The organism is Haloferula rosea (genome assembly GCF_016595525.1).
Lineage (GTDB): Bacteria > Verrucomicrobiota > Verrucomicrobiia > Verrucomicrobiales > Akkermansiaceae > Haloferula > Haloferula rosea.
Window position 1 is genome coordinate 1 of sequence record NZ_JAENII010000002.1, and the last position, 22,390, is coordinate 22,390.

At 59.0% G+C, this 22,390-nt stretch carries 17 protein-coding genes; 7 read left to right on the forward strand and 10 right to left on the reverse strand.

Going from position 1 to position 22,390, the window contains the following annotated elements; translation table 11 throughout:
- The 4 genes from JIN81_RS02095 to JIN81_RS02110 form a co-directional block, all read left to right on the forward strand.
- Nucleotides 1-591: helicase-related protein (locus JIN81_RS02095; RefSeq protein ID WP_234044413.1), on the forward strand; the 591-nt coding region annotated here is incomplete at its 5' end.
- Between the two features lie 119 nt (nucleotides 592-710).
- Complete coding sequence (locus JIN81_RS02100; protein WP_200275830.1) at nucleotides 711-926, forward strand: hypothetical protein; 216 nt, start codon at nucleotides 711-713, stop codon at nucleotides 924-926.
- Between the two features lie 79 nt (nucleotides 927-1,005).
- Nucleotides 1,006-2,598 carry a c-type cytochrome domain-containing protein gene (locus JIN81_RS02105; protein WP_200275832.1) on the forward strand — a complete coding sequence of 531 codons (1,593 nt, stop codon included), beginning with the start codon at nucleotides 1,006-1,008 and terminating at the stop codon, nucleotides 2,596-2,598.
- A 109-nt stretch (nucleotides 2,599-2,707) separates the two neighbouring features.
- Nucleotides 2,708-4,336 (forward strand): peptide chain release factor 3, encoded by a 1,629-nt coding sequence (locus JIN81_RS02110; RefSeq protein WP_200275834.1) that lies wholly within the window; start codon nucleotides 2,708-2,710, stop codon nucleotides 4,334-4,336.
- 270 nt (nucleotides 4,337-4,606) lie between these two features.
- Here the strand turns inward: JIN81_RS02110 and JIN81_RS02115 are convergent, their stop codons facing one another.
- Together JIN81_RS02115 and JIN81_RS02120 are read right to left on the reverse strand one after the other, a co-directional pair.
- Complete coding sequence (locus JIN81_RS02115; protein ID WP_200275836.1) at nucleotides 4,607-6,001, reverse strand: FecR family protein; 1,395 nt, start codon at nucleotides 5,999-6,001, stop codon at nucleotides 4,607-4,609.
- A complete protein-coding gene (locus tag JIN81_RS02120) occupies nucleotides 5,998-6,615 on the reverse strand; it encodes a sigma-70 family RNA polymerase sigma factor (protein WP_200275838.1) in 618 nt (205 codons plus the stop codon). Before JIN81_RS02120 ends, JIN81_RS02115 begins: the two co-directional genes overlap by 4 nt.
- 129 nt (nucleotides 6,616-6,744) lie before the next feature.
- On the opposite strand from JIN81_RS02120, the gene JIN81_RS02125 reads away from it, so the two are divergent.
- Both JIN81_RS02125 and JIN81_RS02130 read left to right on the forward strand, forming a co-directional pair.
- Nucleotides 6,745-9,045 (forward strand): sialate O-acetylesterase, encoded by a 2,301-nt coding sequence (locus JIN81_RS02125; protein ID WP_200275840.1) that lies wholly within the window; start codon nucleotides 6,745-6,747, stop codon nucleotides 9,043-9,045.
- A gap of 139 nt (nucleotides 9,046-9,184) precedes the next feature.
- Nucleotides 9,185-9,958 (forward strand): LamG-like jellyroll fold domain-containing protein, encoded by a 774-nt coding sequence (locus JIN81_RS02130; RefSeq protein WP_200275842.1) that lies wholly within the window; start codon nucleotides 9,185-9,187, stop codon nucleotides 9,956-9,958.
- A 408-nt stretch (nucleotides 9,959-10,366) separates the two neighbouring features.
- Here the strand turns inward: JIN81_RS02130 and JIN81_RS02135 are convergent, their stop codons facing one another.
- The 7 genes from JIN81_RS02135 to JIN81_RS02165 all read right to left on the reverse strand — a co-directional run bounded on the left by JIN81_RS02135 (nucleotide 10,367) and on the right by JIN81_RS02165 (nucleotide 20,178).
- Nucleotides 10,367-10,966, reverse strand: a complete 600-nt coding sequence (locus JIN81_RS02135) for a hypothetical protein (RefSeq protein WP_200275844.1) — start codon at nucleotides 10,964-10,966, stop codon at nucleotides 10,367-10,369.
- A gap of 151 nt (nucleotides 10,967-11,117) precedes the next feature.
- Nucleotides 11,118-14,468 carry a hypothetical protein gene (locus JIN81_RS02140; RefSeq protein ID WP_234044414.1) on the reverse strand — a complete coding sequence of 1,117 codons (3,351 nt, stop codon included), beginning with the start codon at nucleotides 14,466-14,468 and terminating at the stop codon, nucleotides 11,118-11,120.
- 339 nt (nucleotides 14,469-14,807) lie between these two features.
- Complete coding sequence (locus JIN81_RS02145; RefSeq protein WP_200275849.1) at nucleotides 14,808-15,662, reverse strand: alpha-1,2-fucosyltransferase; 855 nt, start codon at nucleotides 15,660-15,662, stop codon at nucleotides 14,808-14,810.
- On the reverse strand, nucleotides 15,659-16,825 hold the full coding sequence (locus tag JIN81_RS02150) for a hypothetical protein (RefSeq protein WP_200275851.1): 1,167 nt from the start codon (nucleotides 16,823-16,825) through the stop codon (nucleotides 15,659-15,661). The genes JIN81_RS02145 and JIN81_RS02150 overlap by 4 nt, the downstream gene beginning before the upstream one ends.
- Nucleotides 16,826-16,828: 3 nt before the next feature.
- Entirely contained in the window at nucleotides 16,829-18,379 is a 1,551-nt protein-coding gene (locus JIN81_RS02155) for an MBOAT family O-acyltransferase (RefSeq protein WP_200275853.1), read from the reverse strand.
- A gap of 3 nt (nucleotides 18,380-18,382) precedes the next feature.
- Nucleotides 18,383-19,258, reverse strand: a complete 876-nt coding sequence (locus tag JIN81_RS02160) for a hypothetical protein (RefSeq protein ID WP_200275855.1) — start codon at nucleotides 19,256-19,258, stop codon at nucleotides 18,383-18,385.
- Nucleotides 19,255-20,178, reverse strand: a complete 924-nt coding sequence (locus JIN81_RS02165) for an FkbM family methyltransferase (protein WP_200275857.1) — start codon at nucleotides 20,176-20,178, stop codon at nucleotides 19,255-19,257. The genes JIN81_RS02160 and JIN81_RS02165 overlap by 4 nt, the downstream gene beginning before the upstream one ends.
- A 97-nt stretch (nucleotides 20,179-20,275) precedes the next feature.
- Between JIN81_RS02165 and JIN81_RS02170 the strand changes: the two genes are divergently transcribed.
- Nucleotides 20,276-21,433, forward strand: a complete 1,158-nt coding sequence (locus JIN81_RS02170) for a metallophosphoesterase family protein (protein WP_200275859.1) — start codon at nucleotides 20,276-20,278, stop codon at nucleotides 21,431-21,433.
- A 25-nt stretch (nucleotides 21,434-21,458) separates the two neighbouring features.
- Here JIN81_RS02170 and JIN81_RS02175 read toward each other — a convergent pair whose 3' ends face one another.
- Nucleotides 21,459-22,376: an NAD-dependent epimerase/dehydratase family protein gene (locus JIN81_RS02175; protein ID WP_200275861.1), complete on the reverse strand. Its 918-nt coding sequence runs from the start codon at nucleotides 22,374-22,376 to the stop codon at nucleotides 21,459-21,461.
- Nucleotides 22,377-22,390 lie beyond the last annotated feature (14 nt).

Sequence of the window (22,390 nt, forward strand, 5' to 3'; positions counted from 1 at the left end):
CTCGAGCTCGAGGCACGTCCCTTCCACTACCTCACCGGCCAGACCAAGGACCGGAAAGGGGAGATCGAAAGCTTCCAGACGAGCAAGGATGCCTCGGTGTTCATGCTTTCGCTGAAGGCGGGCGGTGCGGGGCTGAACCTGACCTCCGCCTCCTACGTGATCCTTTACGATCCATGGTGGAACCCTGCGGTGGAAAACCAGGCGATCGACCGGACGCACCGGATTGGTCAGAAGAACAAGGTCATTGCATACCGCCTCCTTACCCGCGACACCGTCGAGGAGAAGATCCGGATCCTCCAGCACCAGAAGACGCAGTTGGTGACGAACGTGCTCGGCGACGAGGGCTTCGCCTCGAACCTCGGTCTCGACGACCTGCACTTCATTCTCAGCCACGGCGGAGAGGAAGACGAGGATGTCGCTGGTGAGCAGAAGAAGAAGGCGAAGGCCGAGGAACCTGCGGTGAGCGGTCTGCTCGACGAGATTCCAGCGGCTCCAGCCAAGAAACTTCCAAAGAAGCTGCCCAAGAAGATCGCGAAGAAGGTAGCCAAGAAGGTGGCCAAAAAGGCCGCGAAGAAGTCGGACAGCAAGTAGCCATTCCGGTCCCCGCAAGGGAAGGGGAACGAATTTGAAGGGGGGCGTCGATCGTAAGGTCGACGCCCCTGCTTTTACCGGCATGATTGATTTTTGGCCGGGGCCGCGTATCCTGCGGCATGAAAAAGGCACTTGCTCTGGTTCTCGCGACGGCGTCCGGGATTGTTTTGTTCATTCCGGATCCGATTCCGTTGATCGATGAGGCGACGGCGCTGCTGATCTTCGTGAGTTCCCTGGGTGCTTTGGGAATCAATGTTTCCCGCTTCCTTCCGTTCTTGGGGAAGAAGGTTCCGAAAACCAAGGGTCCCAAGGAAGGTCCCGTGGTGGACGTGTGACTCAAGGGACAGGAATGGCCGGATTTCCTCTCCATTTCTGCGAAACATCCCTGCGGTGCCTACGTAATGATCCGCATCCATGTCTGACCAAGAAGCTCCCTCCGCCAAACCGGCGATTTTCCTTACTGTCGTCGGTCTTTTGACCATCGTCGGCATGGTGGCCATGCCTTTGCTGGCGGGCGAACCCGACGGACAGACGGCCACCCAGTGGGTCCGCTATCTGGGACGTTACCATTTCATCATCCTCCACCTGCCGATCGGCATGCTGTCGTTGGTGATCCTGATGGAGCTGGGCAAGCTGTTCCGTTCGGAGAAAGGGAGTTCGACCTTGGTGCCGGCATTCTTCACCGCGGTTTCGGCGGTCGTGGCCGTCGTCGTAGGCTTCCTTCTCTACCAAAGTGGCGATGACAACTCCGAGCTGATCCAGAACCACATGTGGTGGGGCATCGGATTCGCTTCGGCCACGATCGTGGCGTTCTGCGTGAAGAACTGGGTCGACCTCGCCGGTGGCAAAGGGGGCTTCGTCTACTTCCTGAGTCTGCTCGCCAGCGCCGGCGTGATGACGGTGGCCAGCCACGATGGCGGTGAAAGCGTGCATGGGAAGGGGTATTTGCGGAAGGAAGAGCCACCAGCTCTTCGCGAATGGATCAATCAGCTCCCCGGCGCCGAGAAGTTGCCGATTGAGGAGGACGGGTCTTCGGACGAGCCGGCTGAGGGTTCTGGGGCCACCCAGGAACCGGTCGGCGTTCCGCTCGAAGAGCAAGTCGTTTACACCCATCTCATCCAGCCGATCTTCGATCAGAAATGCGTGTCCTGCCACGGTGAGGACAAGCAGAAAGGCAAGTTGCGGATGGATACCTACGAACTGACCCTCGCAGGAGGGAAGGAGGGCGATGGCTTCGAACCGGGGAATGCCGAGGACAGCAACATCGTCTATCGAATCCACCTGCCGTTGGATGACGACGAGCACATGCCGCCGGAGGACAAGAAGCAGATGGAGGATCATGAGATCGCCGTGCTTGAGTGGTGGATCAATGCGGGTGCCTCGCCGGACCTGAAGGTGGTTGACGCCGAGATGCCTGCTGAGGTGAAGGAAGCGGTTTCGAAGCTGGTTCCGCCTGAAGTTGCCGCAGCGGAAGCGGCTGCAGCCACCTCGGCGCAGGAGGAAGAGGCCAAGGCGCGCGAGGCTCTGGCAGCGGAAGTCGAGAAACTCCAGGAGGTGTTCCCATCGGCCTTGAATTTCGAGTCGCAGCAGTCAAGTGGCGTGACCTTCACCGCCGTCAGCATGCGCAAGAATTTCGGCGATGAGGAATTGGCCAAGCTGGCGCCCTTGGCACCTGCCTTGGTGTCGGTGGACCTGTCTGCGACCCAGGTCACGGATGCGGGGCTCCTCTCACTGGCCGATGCGTCGAAGCTGAAGATGCTTCGGCTGTCGGAGACCCAGGTCACCGACGCTGCACTCGAGGCGGTCGCTGGCATGGTGGCGCTGGAGTCATTGAACCTTTACGGTACGAAGGTGACCAACGAGGGCGTGCTGAAGCTGGTCGACCTGCCGAACCTGAAACGTCTCTACCTCTGGCAGACCGCGGTGGATGCGGCTGGCGCGGATGCGGTCCGTGCCAAGATGCCGGACTGCGAAGTGATCCTCGGCGTGGAGGTCGGTGGAGAGTGAACCTGGCTTTGCCCGCCACCGTGACCGTGGGGCTTGAGTCTCCGTTCGTGGCGGCTGGCAAAGGTCGTCATTGAATTCTGTGCCGGGGCACCCTACGCCCTCGGGCCGCATGTCCTCAGTCCCTGCCTCCGAACTCAAACGCGAAGTTTCACGTCGCCGGTCCTTTGCCATCATTTCCCACCCGGATGCCGGCAAGACGACGCTGACCGAGAAGTTCCTGCTCTACGGTGGTGCCCTCAATCTGGCGGGTAGCGTGACGGCGCGGAAGAATCAGCGGGCGACGACTTCGGACTGGATGGAACTGGAGAAGCAGCGGGGGATTTCGATCAGTTCGACCGTCCTGCAGTTCGAGTACAAGGACTGCGTGGTGAACATCCTTGATACCCCCGGGCACAAAGACTTCTCCGAGGATACCTATCGAGTGCTGACGGCGGTGGATGCGGCCATCATGGTCGTGGATGCGGGTAAGGGGATCGAGAGTCAGACCCGGAAGCTCTTCGAGGTGTGCCGCAAGCGCGGTGTGCCGATCTTCACTTTCATGAACAAGCTCGACCGGCCGGCGAAGCCATCGCTCGACCTCCTCGATGAACTTGAGAGTGTCCTCGGCATCGCAGCCTATCCGCTCAACTGGCCGCTCGGCGATGGTCCGCGCTTCCGTGGCGTCTACGACCGTGAGAAGGGTGAGGTCCACCTGTTCGAGAAGACGCCGGGAGGGGCCTTCAAAGCGCCTGAAGAGGTCAGCGATATTTCCGATCCGCGCGTGAGGGAGAAGCTTGATTCCGATGTCTACGAGCAGGTGAGCGAGGAACTTGAGTTGTTGGATGGCGCGGGTGCGGACTTCGACCTCGATGCCGTCTCATCCGGCGAACTGACGCCGGTGTTCTTCGGCAGTGCCGCGAACAATTTCGGGGTGCAGCTTCTGTTGGAGCGCTTCATCGACCTGGCCCCACCGCCGGCCGCGCGCCTCAGTGATGGCGACCGGATCGAGCCGACTTCTCCGGAGTTCTCCGCCTTCGTCTTCAAGATCCAGGCGAACATGAACCCGAAGCACCGCGACCGGGTCAGCTTCATCCGGATTGTCAGCGGCAAATTCGAGCGGGACATGAACGTGATCCACACCCGCACCGGACAGAAGGTCCGCCTCTCGAATTCCATGAGCCTCTTCGGTCAGGACCGCGAGACCGTGGATGATGCCTATGCCGGGGATGTGGCCGGGTTGGTCGGCAACCATGATTTCCTGATCGGAGACACCCTGTCCTCAAAGAAGAACCTGAGCTTCGACGAGATTCCGCGTTTCGCCCCCGAGTGCTTTGCTTATCTCCACAACTCGAGCACCGCGAAGTTCAAGCGCTTCCGCTCCGGCCTTCAGCAGATGCTCAAGGAAGGGGTGGTGACGGAGTTCAAGCCGCTCGATACCACCGGTGCCTATGTCCCCCTTCTTGGGGCTGTGGGGCCGCTGCAGTTTGAAGTGATGCAGCACCGCTTGCAGGGCGAGTATGATGCCGAGACCCGGATCGAGCCAGCCTCGTGGAGCTACGCCCGCTGGATGCGCAAGAAGGAGGGTGAAACCACCCCGGAGGATCTCCCTGAGCTATCGATGGATGTCCGCCTGGTTCGTGATGCGCATGGGCACCTGGTGGCATTGATTCCCAGCGAGTGGACGCTTCGCACCTTCACCGAGAAGAACGAGGATTGGGAGGTCAGTGAGTCTCCGTTCTCGGCGCCTGCGGCAGAATAACACGTTGGCAAAAGGAAAGAGTCGGTCAGGACCCCATACACAGGCTCCCCACAGACAGCGGGTTGCGGAATCGTTCGCCGATGGACCAAGGTCCGAACGTTGCCAGAAAATCCGAATGGCTTCAGTTTTACTCCTTTTGGTAAACCCCGTCCGGCTGCCTGATCATCAGTCTGCCCGGACTTCGCAGGGTCAAGATGGGCGAGTTCAATCTGATCTCGAAAATCGGACCCTCTGTGTCAGCAACCAACTCGTGGCGAATTGATGCGACCTCTATTGTTGCCCAGTCAAGTGACCAAATACATCGATCTCTCGCCAAACAAAGGCGTTGTCAACGGAACCCTCCACGTGACTGGCGGTGAATCTTATGAACTCGATCCCGCCAGCCAGCACGCCATCCTTGTGCGTCAGGGTGACTTTGGTCGCCCCTCCGCCGTTAAGCGCCTGCAGATTGAGCGGGTGAAAGCTCACGGTGTGAAGAATACGGTAGTCACCACCGACGGGCTTGACCTCCACAGTCCATGCTTGGTTCCCGAAACCGGCATTGTTCCAGGAGGCGATCGACTGAATCGAAGTAATATCATAGCCCCGTCCGGTCGCACCTCGTCCAAGCTCGTATTCCGCAACGGCGCCAACCGTGGTCCACGCACCCTGAACCCTGTCACCGGGTACGACATCATTGTGATCTCCATGCACACCATCCGTGAGTTCAAGAGGTGAGGCATCGTTCTTCTGGTTCCAGCCAAAGGTGCGGGCTTTCAGGCCATGCAGGAGGTCAGAATTGCTGACGTCATCGACAAAGGCAAACTGTGCATAGCTCGATTGTTCATGGGTCAGCACCTCAGGCTGGGTTTCAGTGATCGGAAGCTCATTTAGGAAGTGGTCGGGGCGAATGGGTATTTCTTTCCATCTTCCCGCCAGACCAGCGAATCGGGCCTGACCTTCTGTAAGCAACTCTTTGGTCATCAGCCCACTGCGGTTCTGGACTTCGACCATGCCGCTGAAGACATGAACCTCATCAAGAAAATTGGGAGCCGAGACGATTCCGAACTCAGTGCCGAGATCGGTGAGGAGTAAGTCTGGAGTGTTGACCTTGAAGCCAATCGCCTTGGCTGGCACCTCAAACCAAGCAGTCCCACTGGAGAACTCCAGGAGATCCTCCCGCTGAAGCGTCAGATCGGCCGGACCTCGGACAATTCCGCGAACCCCCGACGTGAAATCGAGCTCCACCGTGCCACTTTTCAGCTGAAGACGGGACCCTGGCTCCAGCACAAGCCCGTTGGGAGCTTCATCTCCGAGTCTTTCATGACCAATCGTGAAATCGGTGCCCGGACTCGCTGCAACGGACAGGGTTGGGGCGGGCGCCCGTGTCAGGATCAGTGCCATGGTCACTCCAACCAGAACGAGCAGCGCGGCTGCCGCCAGGCCGGCCTGCCGCAGCGTCCGGCGCTGCCCTCGTTCGATCACACGATCCATCGGCACCACGTTGAGTAGGTCCACCCCTGAACTGCGGAACTTCAGGGAATGATGGAGATGAAGATACTCCCGGTAGGCCTCGCGAGCTGATGTATCCTTTCTCAGAGCAGTCTGGAGTTCTTCGAACGGAGCGCCTGTAAGTCGCCCTTCGAACAAGTCCTGCAGATGAATCTCAAGCTCTCGACGGTTCATGATTGGGCGCGGTAAAGCATCATTTCGCCGCTAATGCACTTCTTCAAGCCAGCTCTTACCCGGTAGAGTGTCACACGTAGGGTTTCAAGCGACTGACCTCGCACTGCGGCGAACTCATCAAGGTTGGCATCCGAAAAGTATCGATGCTCCACCAGGCTCCGCTCCCGTTCCCCCAATCTCCCCATACACTTCTCCAGGGCTCTCAGGCGAAAATCGAACTCGGCAGGTTCAGCGGCGCACTCCGTCGCGAGCTGCTCAGCCAATTCATCGTCAAACATCTGAAAACCAAGCTTGGCGAGCTTCCGCCGATGTCCCATCACCTTGAAACGCGCGATCGCACAAGCCCACGCCCGGAAATTCGAGCCCTGTTCGAAGGAAGTACGCTTTCCCCACAGGACCAGGTTGGTTTCCTGAAGAACATCGTCGACCCCATCCATTCCCGGCATCAAGGAAACAATGTATGCATGTAGGGCAGCCTGGTGGCGGGCGATCTGGCTTACAAACTCAGCTTGTTGGGCGGCGTCTAGCTCCATATCAATGCTAATGTATTCTGGAAACTGGCGACCGTTAACGACAATCTTTGAGAATTCTTCGGAGTCTTGGGCGGAGCTCATCTAGCTCAAAGGTGAGCCGGTAGGCACTTATGTCTGCCAAATGAACAAATCAGACGAAAGTTGTTAACGCGACTCGCTGAGGGCGGATTGATCAGTAGCTCGATTGCCCGAGACCTGATTCGGACAACGATGGTTTACTTATTCGCACTGCCAGTGAACGCCAGCTCGCCAACGTCTATGAAACACCGTTCTTTACTTTTGCTCCTCATCTCCTGTTCGACGAACGCTTGGGGAGCCTTCCTCTATCACGACAGCGCATCTACGAATGGAGGGGAATTCAGTTCTGACTACCCGATTGAGAACCTCAAAAACGGTGGATATAGTTCGGCCGCCGACACCGAGAACGCCTCCATTCGGGCTGGAACCCGCTCATACGCCACGACATCTCCTCCAGCAGGTGGATACCCGGTGACAATCACCTTTGAGTTCGATGTAGCCGTGTCCCTTGATGCCTTTCATCTATGGAATCATAGCAATGGTGCTAGCGCCGCCGCCAACCAAGGTGTGAATGCCTTTACCCTGACATTCTATGACGGGCCCAACGGCACCGGAAGTCAGATCGGATCACCCTACAGCAACAATGCGGCGAAGGCTCCGGCTTCCGGTTTGTATCCAGCCGAGACTTTCAATTTCGGAACGAGCTACAAGGGAGTTCGCTCAGTGACGCTTACGGCCGATAACCACAATCCGGGTTCGCTTTTTGTAGGAATCCGGGAAGCTGCCTTCGAAGGCTCCCAGAGTTTCCTCTATCATAGCAGCGCTTCTACGGATGGCGGGGTGTTTGTCAGTGGCAACGGGCCCTTTCCTTTGGAAGATCTGAAGAATGCCAATCATTCCTCACCCCAGGACCTTGAGGACGCAGCCCTCGCCGGTGAGTCATATGCCACGACCGATCCTCCCCTCGGTGGGTTCCCCGTGAACATCATGCTGGAATTCGATTCTCCAGCAATCCTGGAAGCGTTCCACCTATGGAATCACACGAACGGAAATGCGGTCGCAGCTCCCGGCAATGGTGTTGGGGATTTTTCCCTTACCTTCTACGACGGCCCTGGCGGGACAGGAAATCAAATTGGGTCGCCATTCAATGGGAGTGCCTCTGCTGCCCCGGCGACGGGATCTTCCCCCGCACAAACCTTCGGCTTCGGAGCTGGCTACGAGGGTGTGAGGTCAGTGCTATTCCAGATCACCGACAAAGCGAACAACACCACTGAGGGGTTTGTTGCCATGCGAGAGATTGGATTCGGCGGTTCGACCGTCCTAGTTCCACCAGCCAACCCGGACAGGGTCGTCGTGTATCTAGTGGGAGGTCAATCGAATGCGGACGGATACGGAGTCACAAGCGAACTTTCCGGCGGGCTTGAACTGATCCAGTCGGATATTGATCTCTTCCATGGCAATGGGGGCGGCAACAGTATGCTCCCGGCGAACCAGTTGATCCGCTTGCAGCCCGGAAGTGGTTCAATGACTGGTAATGCCGGTGGCTTTGGGCCTGAACTCAGCTTTGGTGTCGACATTCACGATGCCCTCGGCTCCGAAAGGGCCCGCATCGCTATTATCAAGCATACTCTCGGTGGCACCAGCCTCCACAGCAACTGGTTCCCTGGTGGTGACGGCACCACTGCAGGTGATGGATCGATCTATCAGAACTTCCAGACCACTGTTTCAAGTGGTCTTGCCGCTCTCGCCTCCGTCTACCCTGGGGCTGCCATCGAAATTGAAGGAATGATTTGGCATCAGGGCGAAGCTGACGCAGGGAGCAGCACCAATGCCGGCAACTACCAGACTAACCTGACCAACTTCATCGCTGACGTCCGGTCCACCTACGATAGCGATCTCAAATTTGGTATCGTCCAGCTCTCCGACAATCAAACGGCGCTTGATCCGGTCAACCGCGCGACAGTGAAGGCGGCGCAAGCTGCGGTGGCCAATTCCGATGTGCTAAGTTATCTCGTCGAAACGGATGATCAGTCGATGGGCGGGTCCAGTAGTATCCATTTCGGAACCAGCGGAAACCTGGCAATTGGATCGCGGCTCGCTACCGGAATGCAACAGGTCGCAATCAAGGATGTTGAGGAGAATGGTCTCGATGACGACTGGGAGGAGCTTTACTGGGGAATTGGGAATACCGGTCAGGATCCGGCCGGGGATGATGACAAGGACGGTCTGAGTAACTTGGAGGAGTTTCTTTGGCTCACCAATCCTTTGGTTTCCAACGTGGTTGTGTCGCAGTTGCAGACTTCACCGGTTACGACCCTGACGTGGCCGTCGTCCCCGGATCGCCGATACCTGATCGAGGTCAGTTCGGACATGCAGGGGTGGACGCGACTCGATTCCTTCATCCCGGCAGGCATCGGCCCAAGCACCAGCTATTTACTTCCAGAAGATCCGGTTGAAACTCGACGATTCTTCAGAGTTGGCGTGCATCGATAGTCTTCTCCGAATCGCGTCGAGAGGCATTTGAATGGTCCTGAATTCAAGACCCAATGGGTGCTCCTCGACGTAAATCTCCTCCTATCTGTCTCCCGTCCCGCGAGGGATCAATCACAACAAATACATACGAAATAATACCATGAAGATTGAGTGCATACTAATGATTATGGGCCTGACCGGTTTGGCCTCTCACGCAGCGGTGCTGAGTCACTACTCGTTCGATTCCGATTATACTGATGGTTCTGGTAATGGAAACGACGCCACGCTGACGGACGTCGGCACCGTTGGTAACTCAGGGATTACGACAACCATCGGAGAGTCTGTGTTTGGTGGTGGAGCGATGGAGTTCAGCACGGATCGGGATTATCTGGCATTTTCTGCCCAAGCTTTGAATGGCGATTATACCATCAGCTTCTGGGCACAGCAAGATGACGCCGCGAGGGGGTGGAACATGGCCATTGGCGAGCGTGATACCAATGTCAGCTTCATCAGTTTGAGAGGGACGGGCGATGACGTCGTCCGGTGGCGTGGTTCAGAATGGGTGAATACAAGTCCGGCTTCGTCCCAAGAGGAGTTTGCCTCCGTTTCCGACACCGCGTGGCATCACTACGCGGTTGTCGGGGCCGGTACTACCATCAGTCTCTATCGAGATGGCACCCTTGTGAATACCGTCGCGGGGGAGAATACAGATTTCACCGTTGATACGATTGGCGCGGCTTTCTTTTCTGCGAATGACTTCGACTTTGAAGGACGCATCGACGAAGTCTGGATACTGGACGAGGCTGCAGATGCCACCACAGTCTCAAATCTCTACACGACGAATACCCTGAACGGAGTGCCGGAACCAAGGACAGCCATGCTTGCGTCTGTTGCGGTTCTTTTTCTTGCTCGTCGTAGAAGGAAGTCAGTCTGAACCAGGCGTTTCTTGGCGCATCTGGCTGAAGGGAGGCCGCCGACCACCTCATCTGCCGTGCGCTGGGGATTTCATCTCAAAAGGGTTTGGTAGTTGTGCCGCCTCATCAAGCAACCATGTTCCTTCCGAGTGGTGGCGTGTTGGGTCTTTGAAAAGTTCTGATAATCAGTCATTTCAGAGTTGAAAACACGTCATTTCCCTCCGCTCCGGGCGTATTGAATGGCCAACTGGGCACCTGGTGGCATCAAGGGTCGTGCCGCCAAGGGTTGATCCCCCAGTACGTTTCACAGGCTGGAGCAAACTCGTGCTGTTCTAGGTGCTACCTCGAAAGACTTCCACGTTCAAGAAGGGTTGTGTCTGTCACCCGGCAGTCTTCCTTGCTGGCCGAGCTCGGCGCCATCATTCGTCTCACGGGAACGGAGCATATTCCCGGAAGGATAGATATCCAACCGAGTTTCGATTGGGGTCGGGAACAAAGAATAGGTAGATCCGGGCACTGCGTGAGATCGGCCAACGTGTGTCGTTGAAGATTCGAGCCTTCCCCTCGAATTGGAAGTAGAAGCGGCTTTGGTAGACCCGTGCTCCCGAGGGGGCTGGCAGGGGTGTGACGATTTCCGATGCATTCGGTGACAGGTTGAACTTGGCTGTGCCGAGAAGCCCTCCGATCTGAAGTGACGTAAGGTTGGAGAGATAAAGGTCAGAGACGCCGAACCTCTGATCGTCGGTACGGATGAGCCTGTAGAGATAAGGTTGCTCTCTCTTGCCCCCAGGCGCGGGAAAGAGCACGAGAACAAAGCGTTTGCCAGATTCCGGGATCTTCAGATCAAGCACCGGAGCAACACCACTCTCGGTTTCCGAAGGTTCTTCTCGAGTGATCAGCAGATTGCCGCGTGCAATGGGTAGGGGGTCACTTGTGAGGGGCGCCGATAGGTCGAGTTCGTGCAGAATCTTCTTGCCTTGAATGATCTTGAGTTCGCTCGCGCCATTCACCCCTTGTTTGCACATCACCCTCAAGAGAATCGCTCCGTCGTTTCTGGCTTGCGCTTGTTCTGGTTTCTCCTGACATCGTCCTGAATCGGCAACTGTCAGAAGAGCGACCACAGTCGCCAAAAGGCAGGGCAGGCTCCTGAAGTTGCGAAGATTCATTGGGTTCTCAATCTTAGATTTCATCAGAAGTCAGCCAGCGGAAGCCAACCAGGTCCAGCTTCCTGCCGAAGACGCGGTTTGCTGCCGAACTCAGCAAAGACTGGGATGTGCCCGGTGCGTCGGTCCCTTCGATGTAGTCCGGGACTCTTTGAACGATGGCCTCGCACCAAGCCCGGGCGATGACAGCGCCATTGTTGTCTGTGGCACTGCCGTATGCGCGAATCGTGAAGGTGTCCGACCTTGCCTGTAACGTAGGTCCTAGCGGGGTAAGCAGGTCGGCCTGCCCGATATAGCCCGGCATCCCAGCTGCTTTGGAGCCCTTGCCGGCATCGGGGAAGGGCACTGAGGCTAGTGGTCCCGTTGTCCGAGTTCCTTCTTCGAGCTCCTGATTGATGCCTGAGCGTTCGATGGCAGCCTGCAGGGTGCCTTGGCGGGCAAAGGCAGTGTTGCGCCCTGGACGCCGATTGATGAAGTCAGACAGACATAGAAATGGACCACGAAGTTTGATTTCTTCGACGAGGGACTCTGCAAGTTCACCGATCTCACGATCGTCGAGAGTCCGGAATCCTGTCCACTGGTTTGGCTCTTGGGGGTCACCTGACGGCTTGGAATATGGGCCGTTGGCAATGATCAAGCCGTTCACCACGGTTTCGGCATATGAACCGGATTCAAGCCTGACGCTGCGGTCACCACGATCACGCCGCACCGCATTGTGGCCGCGCAAACTTCCCAGGATTGCCTTCCACGCGGTAACAGAGGTTGAGTTGACGTTGAAGGCTCCATCAACCATCAAGTGACCGGCGACCTGGCGATAGGCGTCATCGGAAGCTATGCTGTTGCGAATCAGCTCTTGGGGATCCTGGTTCATCGTTCGGTACGGACGCATACGGGCTGAAGGCAGTGGGACAGGCTGTTTCTCGGCAGTGTCAGTGAAGAAGTCGTCGAAGACCTGTTGCAGATCACGCCGATTGTCGCCGTAGGCTTCCACCGTCTGGGGAGCGAGAGAGGAAAAGTACCATGAGTCCCAGAGTGCAGCGTTTGCGAGGTAGGCGTGGTCGGCGATCGTATGATTGCGTGCGGCTGAGGAATTCTTATCGCCGAGATGAGCGAATAATTCGCCATCCGTGCGATCCTCCGCGATCAGTGGGTGGGCAAACGAATTGCCGATCGCCTTTGAGACTTTTGGTGCCAGATACTGGTATCCGTCCAGGCTCTCCGCATCCTGTGGGAATGTGCCGGGTCCGCCAGTGCTGATTGGGCTGTCTTTCCAATAGCGGCGGAAACCATTCGCGCAAGAGTGCTGTAGGGCAGCGAGTGATAGCGGAGGCGTGAGCGGGATACTGCGATGGGTGAAGAATGGGACGCCGAAGTCGGCTCTCACACCACCGCCCCAGTATGCCTGGTTGTCTGGGGTTACCTGCACATAGGGGTTCTCCCATGTGTCGATCCCTACCACCTTCATCTCGAACTGACGATGAACTCGACTCGAGATCGAGCCATCGGCCGGCCAGCGGTAGACAATGGCGGGATTGTTCCAGATCCAAGGTCGAGACGCCGTTTCGGTGTCGTTCTCGGGGCGAAGGTAGTAGCTGAACAGCATGAGTGGCACCTTTTCCTCGTTTGTGATCGTTGATACGCTGTAAGCCTGAGGTGTTATGATCTCGGGTAGTGTCTTGCCGATCACCATATCCTGCCAGAGGGAGATCGTACCTGCCTGAAGCGCTGGGTCCGGCGAGCGCGGTCCGAACCAGTAGGTGATGTAATCTTGTCTTGTGGACGCCACAGGCTTCAACGTGACTTTGACCCGGTCCTGGGAACTCAAACCTGTCGGGAAGGTCGAGTCAGAGAATAGTGCGCCAGTTGTGAAATCCCAGCCCGACTCCAGATCCACGGTGATGGACTTGCCTCCTGTCTTGTCTGCCGCAGGCGAGAATACACGACTCTCGCCAGGTCCGAGCACGATGCGGTGCGCCTTCCCGACTTGTGCGGCCACTCCATTCACGGTGGAGAAAAAGTTGCTGAATGGAACGGCGGTCGTTTTCGAGCCTGCGCTACTGCTCACTTCGAACACACACTCATACGGCAGTGAAGAGAACCCGACGGTCGAGTAGCCGCCGACCTGATACTCAAGTGCCACGTTATTGGGGTTCCACAGCACAACGACCGGATCCACGGAGATTCGCAAATCATACTTACCCTGTTCCACACTGCTCGGAACAGTGGCGAGGGAGAGGATGTACTTCACTTGTGAGAAGATTTTCCTCTTGTAGATGTAGAATCGGTCGCGAATCACATCGTCGCGGGAGTTTGGCGAAAGCAGGGTCGGGTAAGCTGCGGGAAGTACTCCGACCTTCATGTCCTCACTGGAAGGGCGACTATACGCAACCTCCCGATAGAGGTTGTAGTACAACCAGAGCTCCTCCATCGTGATGCCCGAATGTTCGTCGAGCGTATCCCAAAGGCTGGCATCTTCGGAATCGGGTGAAAAATTCACGGTTGAACCACTTTGGACGTCGTAGAGCGGTTGGCGCAGGCGCCTATCAAATTCTCGCCCTAGATAGAGCGAGAGGTCGCGTTTCAGGCCTCCGACCCGAACGTCCGTGAGCACCCCGAATGACTCAGTGGTAATGTCATGGAAGTTGCTTCCGACATTGCCATTGCCCCCTGATAGAAGATCAGCCGAACCAAAGGACACAACCTTGGATCGCAAGTTGTCGCCCAGGTCCCAATCTGCCCTTCCTGTTCCGTTGACGCCGGCGAGAGAATCGACCAATTGGAAGCCCGTCCCCGGCGCAGATTGGGCAGCATGCTGGGCGAGCAATTCAGGGCCGACCTCTTCGGGCACACGCTGCCCTGCCGTAATCTTGGCCTTCGAATTTTCATCGCCGACCCACCACGCATATTGCCCGACTTTTTCGCCGTCGTCATTCGTCATCGGAATTAGCCCAGCCACAACCTGTTTGTGTGGCTCCGGAGTTCCGAGAGTTCCACTTGAGACCAGTTCAATCGACTCACCCGTCAGCTGTTTGGCGGCGGCATCCCGCTCATGCATTCCTTCTCCTGATACCAGGTAGCCGCGGAACTGATTATCCAATTCCGGGCGCTCCGATTGATCGGAATTCCATGCATCGTAGACGCCAAGCCAATTGCCCTGGCCTGAGAGGGCCAGGCCGTCGATTCCGCTTTGGCAGTTGATTCTCCGGTCTGGGCCCAGCTCTCGTTGTAGTTCGCCAACAGCCAGAAGCAGAGCAAGTCTTGCATTTGATCTCGCCTCTGCCGCCGCCTTGCCCGCTGTTGTTCCTCGGAGAGAAATGCTTGAGAGCGAGAGCAGTCCTACGGCGAGTAGGACCAGAATCACCATCATCAAGATCGTCGCCACCAAGGCAAAGCCGCCAGAATGAGGTTCACAATTTCGCCCTCGCGATCCGATGTTCACCGTTCGAGTTGGTATGAAGGTAACGAGATTCTTGTCACACATTCTTACCTACATATCTTCGTCGCACGTTCCACGTTAACGGAAATTCGAGCCTCGGTGTGCCAGATCGCCACTAGATCTTTGATTGTCCCGTAATCCCGGACGCAATGAAACGTAGAAAGGCCGTTTGAGCGAAAGGTCTCAATAGGGCGCGGGGATCGTTTCTTATGTGGGGTCAGTCGGGGTGTGAGTGGTGAGAGGTCACCTGCTCTCGGTCGCAACCGAAAGCTAGCGAATCAGGTCCTCATGAGGAACCGCCATCCAGCCGGCAGCGGGTTTGACCGGCCAGCCGGGGTCGGCGGGCGTGCACACGATCTTTTCCTGATCGGGGCGGATCCATGCCGCCCACCAGCTGAATGAACTGTTGGCGACGATGGCGTGTCGACACGAGGACATCAGTCGGTAGTCGCGGAGTTCGTCCGAGTCCTCGCTGTCGTGAAAACGGACGTCGTGCTCACCGAAGTCCAATGCCCTGCGGGCCCACCCGATGTCATCTCCGAAGACCTCGAATCGGGGGCGGCCGAGCTTGTCCGCCATCATGGAGATACTGGATTGATAGTAGTCGACCGGCAGGGCGGGGGAATAGCGCACCCGGCGGACGTGGACGAAAACCGATGGACTGAGGGCGAGCTCGGCTTCCAGCACTGGGTCGCAGACCGGTGGCGTCAATTCATCCCGGATGATTCGGGCGTGGTCCTTGAAGTATTCCTCGGATTGCCAGTAGCCGTTCAGGTGGACAGCGGGGGCGGTGGAATCGAAGTCCAGCAGTTGCTCGGCCCCCTTGTCCGGGCATTCGCGCAGGTAGCTGCGGCGCTTTCCGGGGAGACACTTGTTCCAGGTTCGGGTCCACTTGTGGTGGATCGCCTTGGGGTCCCCGAGGCGCAGCTTGGCCGGTGCTGGCTTGGCCGAAATGGGAAAATGGTTGAGTCGGAAACTCCGGCCATATCCGTCCCGCAGGAAGCCTGAATCGTCGTCGATGAAGAGCTCGCGGCCGCTCCGCTCGGCGAAGGCGCGGGCGGCGGCATAGGAAAAGAGCTGGTTGCCCAGTCCTCCCTTGATGATGGCGACGACACACGGGTTCATGGTTTCGGGCGGTAGCGGTCGAGGGATTTCTGCAGGAAGGCGACATCCTCGGGTCGGGTTTCCCGGTAGGCTGCAAGGCCAGCGCGGATGTCCTCAAGGCGGGCGTCGATGGTGTCGGTGGTCAGCCTGACACCGAAGTCGCCGGGTTCGCCTGCAATGCGATCAAGCATGAGGTTTCCCACCTCGGGAGTGGCGTGGAACAGGTCGATCCAGTAGCGGAGGTGAGCACTCGATGGTTCGGCGGGCGGCAGGGGCTCCGAGTTGATGGGGTGGGCATCGAGGAAGTCCCAGACTTCCACCCCGTGGGTGGCTCGCTCCGCCAGCGCGCGGCGGTCGGCTTCGAAGATGGGGTCGGGATCGCCGAGTTCCTCGTAGCTGAGTTGGAAGAGTCCGTGATTGGGAGTGAGGAGAATGACGAGCCGGCAGTCTTCCGTCCGACACCTTTCGATGACGTCATCGAGCAGGTCCAACTTGGTCGGATCGAGTTGGCCGTATCGGGTGCGCCCTTTCACCATGCGCACGGTGGTGGCGAGGTAGAGGCCGGCGATGAGTTGGCGTTGGTTGTCGGGGAATGGGGCGTCGCGCCGGAAGCCCTGCGGAGTGTGCTCGGCGGGTTTGTGCTGAAGTCGGCGCTGGATGGTGTCGAAGGAAGCAGCGAGGGTCGAGATGCCTTCGCGGTAGCGGAGTTCCCGCTCGATCGGATCGGCGTCGGGATTCAGCGGGGACAGCGAGAAATCTGTCAGGTTGAAAGTTGAATGGGGTGTGGTGAGGTCGCCGGGGTCGATGGCGAAGACGAGCAACTCGGGATCGTGGTGATCCATGAAGTAGCTGAAGATCCGGTGGTTTTCGGAGATGCTGGCGGCGTTCAGGCCGAGGTTGGCGCAGTTCCTTCCCTCGAACAGTGAGTGCTCGGGGTCGAAGGCGATGTCGACCCGGGATGAACCGAACAGGGCGGCGTCCCAGTCGCCGGATGCGGCCAGGCCTGCCTTGGCGGTGCGGTTCCATTCATTGTCGATGGCCCGGTAGTCATCGAAGGCGGCCGACGACCAGGCGGTCGGGGTCACTCGCCATGGATTGACCCAGGTATTGAGCGCGTAGCCGAGCACCGCCGTGCCCATCACGAGGATGAGCAGGAATTGTTGGTAACGGAGCAGGGCCTTCACGGATCAGAATTGGAAATAGATGAATTCGCTGACCTTGTCGAACTGGCGCCCGATGACGACCAGAAGGACGACGGTCGCAAGCGCGTAGGGAAGGGTGGGGCGCCATTGCCACCACGCCGGTGAGGGTCGCGTGAAGCGGGTGATGGTGGGGCGGTAGCGGGCGAAGATCTGTTGGGTGTTCGGCAGGATCCAGCAGGCGATGGCCGGGATCAGGATGAGCAGCGGATCGCGGCTGGCGATGACCCTTTGGGCCTTGTCAGGCAGTCCTTCGAAACCGTGGAAGCCGAACATGGAGGAGAAGATCGAGCGGCTGGCGCGCAGGGCGTCGCCGGTCGTGCCGGCGGGATCGAGTTCGAAGTTCCCTGCGCGGAAAGGAACCCATGCGATGACGACCGCGATGAAGGTGAGACCGATGGCGACCGGTTTGGGCAGGCTTCTGAGCTGGAACTTTTTCTTCAGGTGGATCCAGCCGTGGTTGATGCAGAGGTAGGCTCCGTGCAGGCCGCCCCACAGGACGTAGGTCCAGCCGGCGCCGTGCCAGAGACCGCCGAGAAGCATGGTGGCCATCAGATTGAGATAGCGCCGCGAGGGACCGCGTCGGCTGCCTCCCAGGGGGATGTAGAGGTAGTCCCGGAGGAATCGGGAGAGCGTCATGTGCCAGCGGCGCCAGAAGTCGATGATGGAGGTGGCCTTGTAGGGGGAGTGGAAGTTGAGCGGCAGGCGGATGCCGAACAGCCGGGCGGCACCGATGGCCATGTCCGAGTAGCCGGAGAAGTCGAAGTAGATCTGCATGGAGTAGGCCACGCCTGCGGTCCACGCCTCGCCCATGGTCAGCTCCCTTCCGCCCTCGGCTGCGGCGGTGGCGAAGAGCGCGTTGGCGATCACCGCGGAGGGGTCGGCCACGACGACCTTCTTGAACAGCCCGATGGCGAAGATGCCGAATCCGATGGGGAGATGACGGTGCCAGCCGATGCCGCCGCGCATCCTGAACTGGGGCATCATCTCCTTGTGGTGGACGATGGGGCCGGCGATCAGCTGGGGGAAGAAGGAGACGAACAGCAGGTAGTCGCTGAAGTGATACTCCTCGGTTTCGCCGCGGGCGGCGTCGATCAGGTAGGCGATCTGCTGGAAGGTGAAGAAGGAGATGCCAAGCGGGAGAATGAACCCGGGTGCTGGAATTCCCGTGGCCCCCAGCCACTCCGCGGTTTTGGCGAACAGGCCGGCATACTTGAAGATTCCCAGCAGGGTGAGGTTGGCGATGACGCCGAGGATCAGCAGGGGAGGCTTGCCGGAGGGCGGGTGCGTGCGGCGGGAGGCATGACGTGCGAGATGCCTTCCGATCAGGAAGTTGAAGACGCAGGAGCCGAGGATGAGGCCCAGCCACTGAGGTGACCACGGGGCGCCGGGATCGGGATTCCAGTATCCGTAGTAGGCGAGGCTGGCGAGGCCGAGCCAGACCACGGTGAGTCGATACGATGAGCGCCGTAGTAAGAGGAATCCACCGAGGGCGAGCGGCAGGAAGAGGAGCAGGAACGTGTAGGAATTGAACAGCATGGCCTACACGGGCACGCAACCTGGCGGCAGATAGCCGATCTCGGCCAGCTCCCGCAATGCCAGGGGCATCAGTCTCTGGGAGAGGTGGGTTCCATCGTGGAAGAAGCTGGTGTCGGGTTTGGCATCCCTCGGGTGGTATTTCCCGGCCAGCGCGACAAACGGGATTCCGCTGATGTTGCAGCGGTTCCGGAGCTGCTCGATGTATGAGTAGGTGATGTCCCGGCGCATTTCCCAAGGACCGACGAAGGGAAAGGACTCCGCTTGGTTCTCGTCGTTCGGAATGATCTGGGGTGGTCCCCAGACCAGCGGGCGGTAGCCGATCGACTGGATCCACTGGGGAAGCCGGATGAACTTGTCGGCGGTGGCCGCGGTCACTCCCTCGATCTTGCGCCCGCCCTTCACGGCGCGGGCCATGTGGATCCGGCAATCGATTTCGCCAAAGGACAGGATGACCTTGGAGCCGCGTGGAACGTCCCGCTTGAAGAGGATCTCAAGCTTCTCACGCGACCGGGTCGAGGATCCGGGGTCACCTGCTTTCCAGGCGGTGGCGGGGCCGACATGGAACACGCGGAAAACGGGAAGCAGGTCCAGACCGCGGTTGATCCAGTTTGGTTTCAGCAGGGCGCTGCGGCGGTAGCGGATGAAGCGAAGCCGCTCCGAGCCGGCGAAGAACATGGTGTTGCTGTCGCCGATGCAGTTGATGGGCTTCAGATCGGCGGGCGGGGTGTCCTCGAGGTATTTTCCCAGCAGGAGACGACGTCGGTCTTCGAGCTCGGGCGCACCCTGACGCGGACGCTTCGTCAGAACGGCGTCGAGATCGTCGGAAAGGCTGTCAATCTCCGCACGCAGGGCGTCGGAGAGCGGGGGATACGCGTTCATGTGGCGATCGTCCATTCGGGTGCCAGCCAACCGTCGGGTGTCTGCTTGGCCACGAGGATGAGGTCGACGTGGACGCGGTTGGCATCGCCGTGAAGTTTCGGGATTTCCTCGAAGCGGTCGACGGCGCGGATCGTCTTGCTCTTGATCGAGACGAGGCGGTAGGTGTGAAAACGTTCCTGGAGCCAATCGAGGTAGTCATTCGGATCCTCGCCGGCCCAGCGGATGTACTGGCCGTCGAACTCGATGAATCCGATCGCTCCGGCGGCCTGCTCGATGCAGCGGGTGAATCCCTTGAGCGCCCGGCTCTCGTAGCCCTCGATGTCCATCTTGAAAAGGATGGTGGCGTCCTTGGCGAGCTCCTCCGGGACGATGGAGTCGACGGTCTTGGCGGTCAGCTTGAACTCGATGGTGCGAGGTCGGTCATTCAGCTCCCTCACGGCGGATGAGCTGCCGCTCCAGTCGGGATTGACGAGAAAGGGCACGTCCTCGGCCGGGCTGTCGGAGACGAGGCAGTTGGTGAGGGTCATGCGGTCTCCGGCAGGGTGACCGTCGCGGCTCTTCTCGAGGTGGGGGATGAGGCGGGGATTCGCTTCGAATCCGAAGAACCGCACCTTGTCGGCGTAGTCGCAGCCGAACAGGCATTCGCCGTAGTTCAGCCCGACATCGACGATCAGGTCCGGGTCGAGGTGGCGGTTGAAATCGCGCCAGAAGATGAGGTTGTCGGAAACCTTTCGACGGAGGGGTTCGTGCACGACTTTCTTGATCGCGCAGGGGTCCTCCGGGTCGATGTAGATCCAGTGCTCGCTGCCGTGGAGGCGGGCACGGTCGGGCTTCAACGTGCCGTAGCGCAGGAGAGTGAGGGGCGTCAGATAGGCTTCCTTGAAGGCCTTCTCGAATCGCTTGTAAGGGGAAACGTTCATCCAGAGGTGCTGGAGGGATGCTGGACGAGGATCGCCTGTCTTGTCGACCCTTCATGCGGGCGATAGGGGGACCGGGGGAGGTGCGTAGGGGACCAGCATGAAATCGTTGGAATCGCTCCCTCGCGAGCTGGATCGCCGTGAGTTTCTGGGGCTTTGTGCCGGGGCTGTGGTTGGTTCAGGGGGGATCGCCAGCGGTCTTGAGGAGGTGGATGATTTCCCGGATCCTGCGACTGGCCCGGGTGAGGGCTGGTCGATGGTGGTTTTTCCAGACACTCAGAATTATGCGAAGTTTGCGAAGAATCAGGCCAATTTCAAATTGATGACGCGTTGGGTGGCCGATCACGTCGGGGCTTGGAACCTCAAGCTAGGTTTGCATGTCGGCGATTTTGTGGAGCAGAACGACATTGCGGTTGGTGGTGGGCGCGGTTGGGGAGACCAGAATAGTGCTGAGCAATGGGCGTCGGCAAAGCGGGCGATGTCGGTCTTGGACGGGGTGTTGCCGGTGGTGTGTGCGACGGGGAACCATGACTACGGCGAGCGCAATGCGGAGGATCGCAGGACTCGTTTCAACAACCATTTCGGTCTGACGGACAACCCGCTGGTCTGCGATGGCCAGGGTGGTGGGATCTGGAGAGAGAGCCCGCCGAACGTTCGCGGGGCGAGGACGCTTGAGAATGCGGCTTATGTGGTTGATGTCCCGGGCAAGCGGAAGCTCTTGGTGATTTCTCTCGAGTGGGGGCCTCGCAAGGCGGTGGTGGACTGGGCTCGTGAGCTGTTGACGCGGCCGGAGTTCAGCGGGCACTTGGGATTATTGCTGGTGCATTCTTACATGCATGATGACAACCGCCGTGAGGGTCAGCGCGACCGACCGGGGAATCCTCACCATTATGGGACGGGCAAAGGGGGAGATACGCACGACGGCGAGGATTTGTGGAAGGCGTTGGTTCAGCCATCCAAGCAGATCAAGCTGGTCATCAGCGGGCACGTCATGGGCAGGCATGTGGGGTACCGGGTGGACACGAATACGAGGGGAACGGAGGTGCACCAGATGCTGTTCAATGCTCAGGGGCTTGGTGGAGGGTCCGACGAGAAGGGCAATGGCGGCGATGGATGGTTGCGTCTGATTACCTTCTTGCCCGATGGGCAGAGTATTCAGGTGCGCACCTTTTCGCCGCTACGGCTTGCGCAGGGAAAGGATCCGTGGCTCCGCGGCCCGGGTCACGCATTTCGCATCCGGCTCGGCTCGCGAGAGTGAGATCCCTCAATCCGCGGTCGAAGAGCTACTTCGAACTGAAGAACTCGAGCGTCGTGGCGAGTGCTTCATCAAGCTCGTGCTTGGGCGTCCAGCCGGCCGCGCGGAGCTTGTCGGCGCTGGCGCGGGAATGGCGGACGTCGCCGGGGCGTTCCTCGGCGTGAAGCACCTTCGAGGTGGAGCCGGCGGCTTGGATGATGTGGTTGGCGAGATCGTTGATGGTGATCTGGCCGCCGTAGCCGGCATTGAAGACGCCGGTGACGCCGGGGGTTTCCACCGCGAAGGTGAGGGCTCCGACGATGTCCTTGACGAAGATGAAGTCGCGGGTCTGGCCACCGTCACCGAAGACGGTGATGTCCTCGCCCTTGAGTGCCTTCTCGATGAAGATCGGCACGGCAGCGGCGTAGGCTCCTTTGGGATCCTGGCGGGGACCGAAGACGTTGAAGAAGCGGATGGCAGCGGTCTCGAGGCCGCGCTCCCGGCAGAAGAGATCGAGGTAGTATTCGCCGTCGAGCTTGGTGATGGCGTACGGGCTCTTGGGCTCCGGGGTCATCGTTTCCAGCTTGGGAACGGTTGGGTTGTCTCCGTAGATGGCTGCGGAAGAGGCGAGGACCACCTTTTTGGCGCCCGTGGCGGCAGCGGCTTCCAGCACGTTGAGCAGGCCATGGACGTTGATGTCGACGCACTCGCCGGGCTTGCTCATGGACTCGGGAACGCTGACCAGTGCGGCCATGTGGAAGATGTAATCCACTCCTTCCGCCGCCTTCTCAACCAGGGTGCGGTCGGTGACCGAGCCTTCGATGAAGGTGTGCTTCAAGCCATCGAGGTTGTGCGGGTAGCCGGTGCGGAGGTTGTCGAGGACACGGATTTCCCCGGCGATGTCCTGATAGTGCTCGACGATGTGCGAGCCGATGAAACCGGCGCCGCCGGTGACCAGAATTTTCATAGAATGTGAACTGA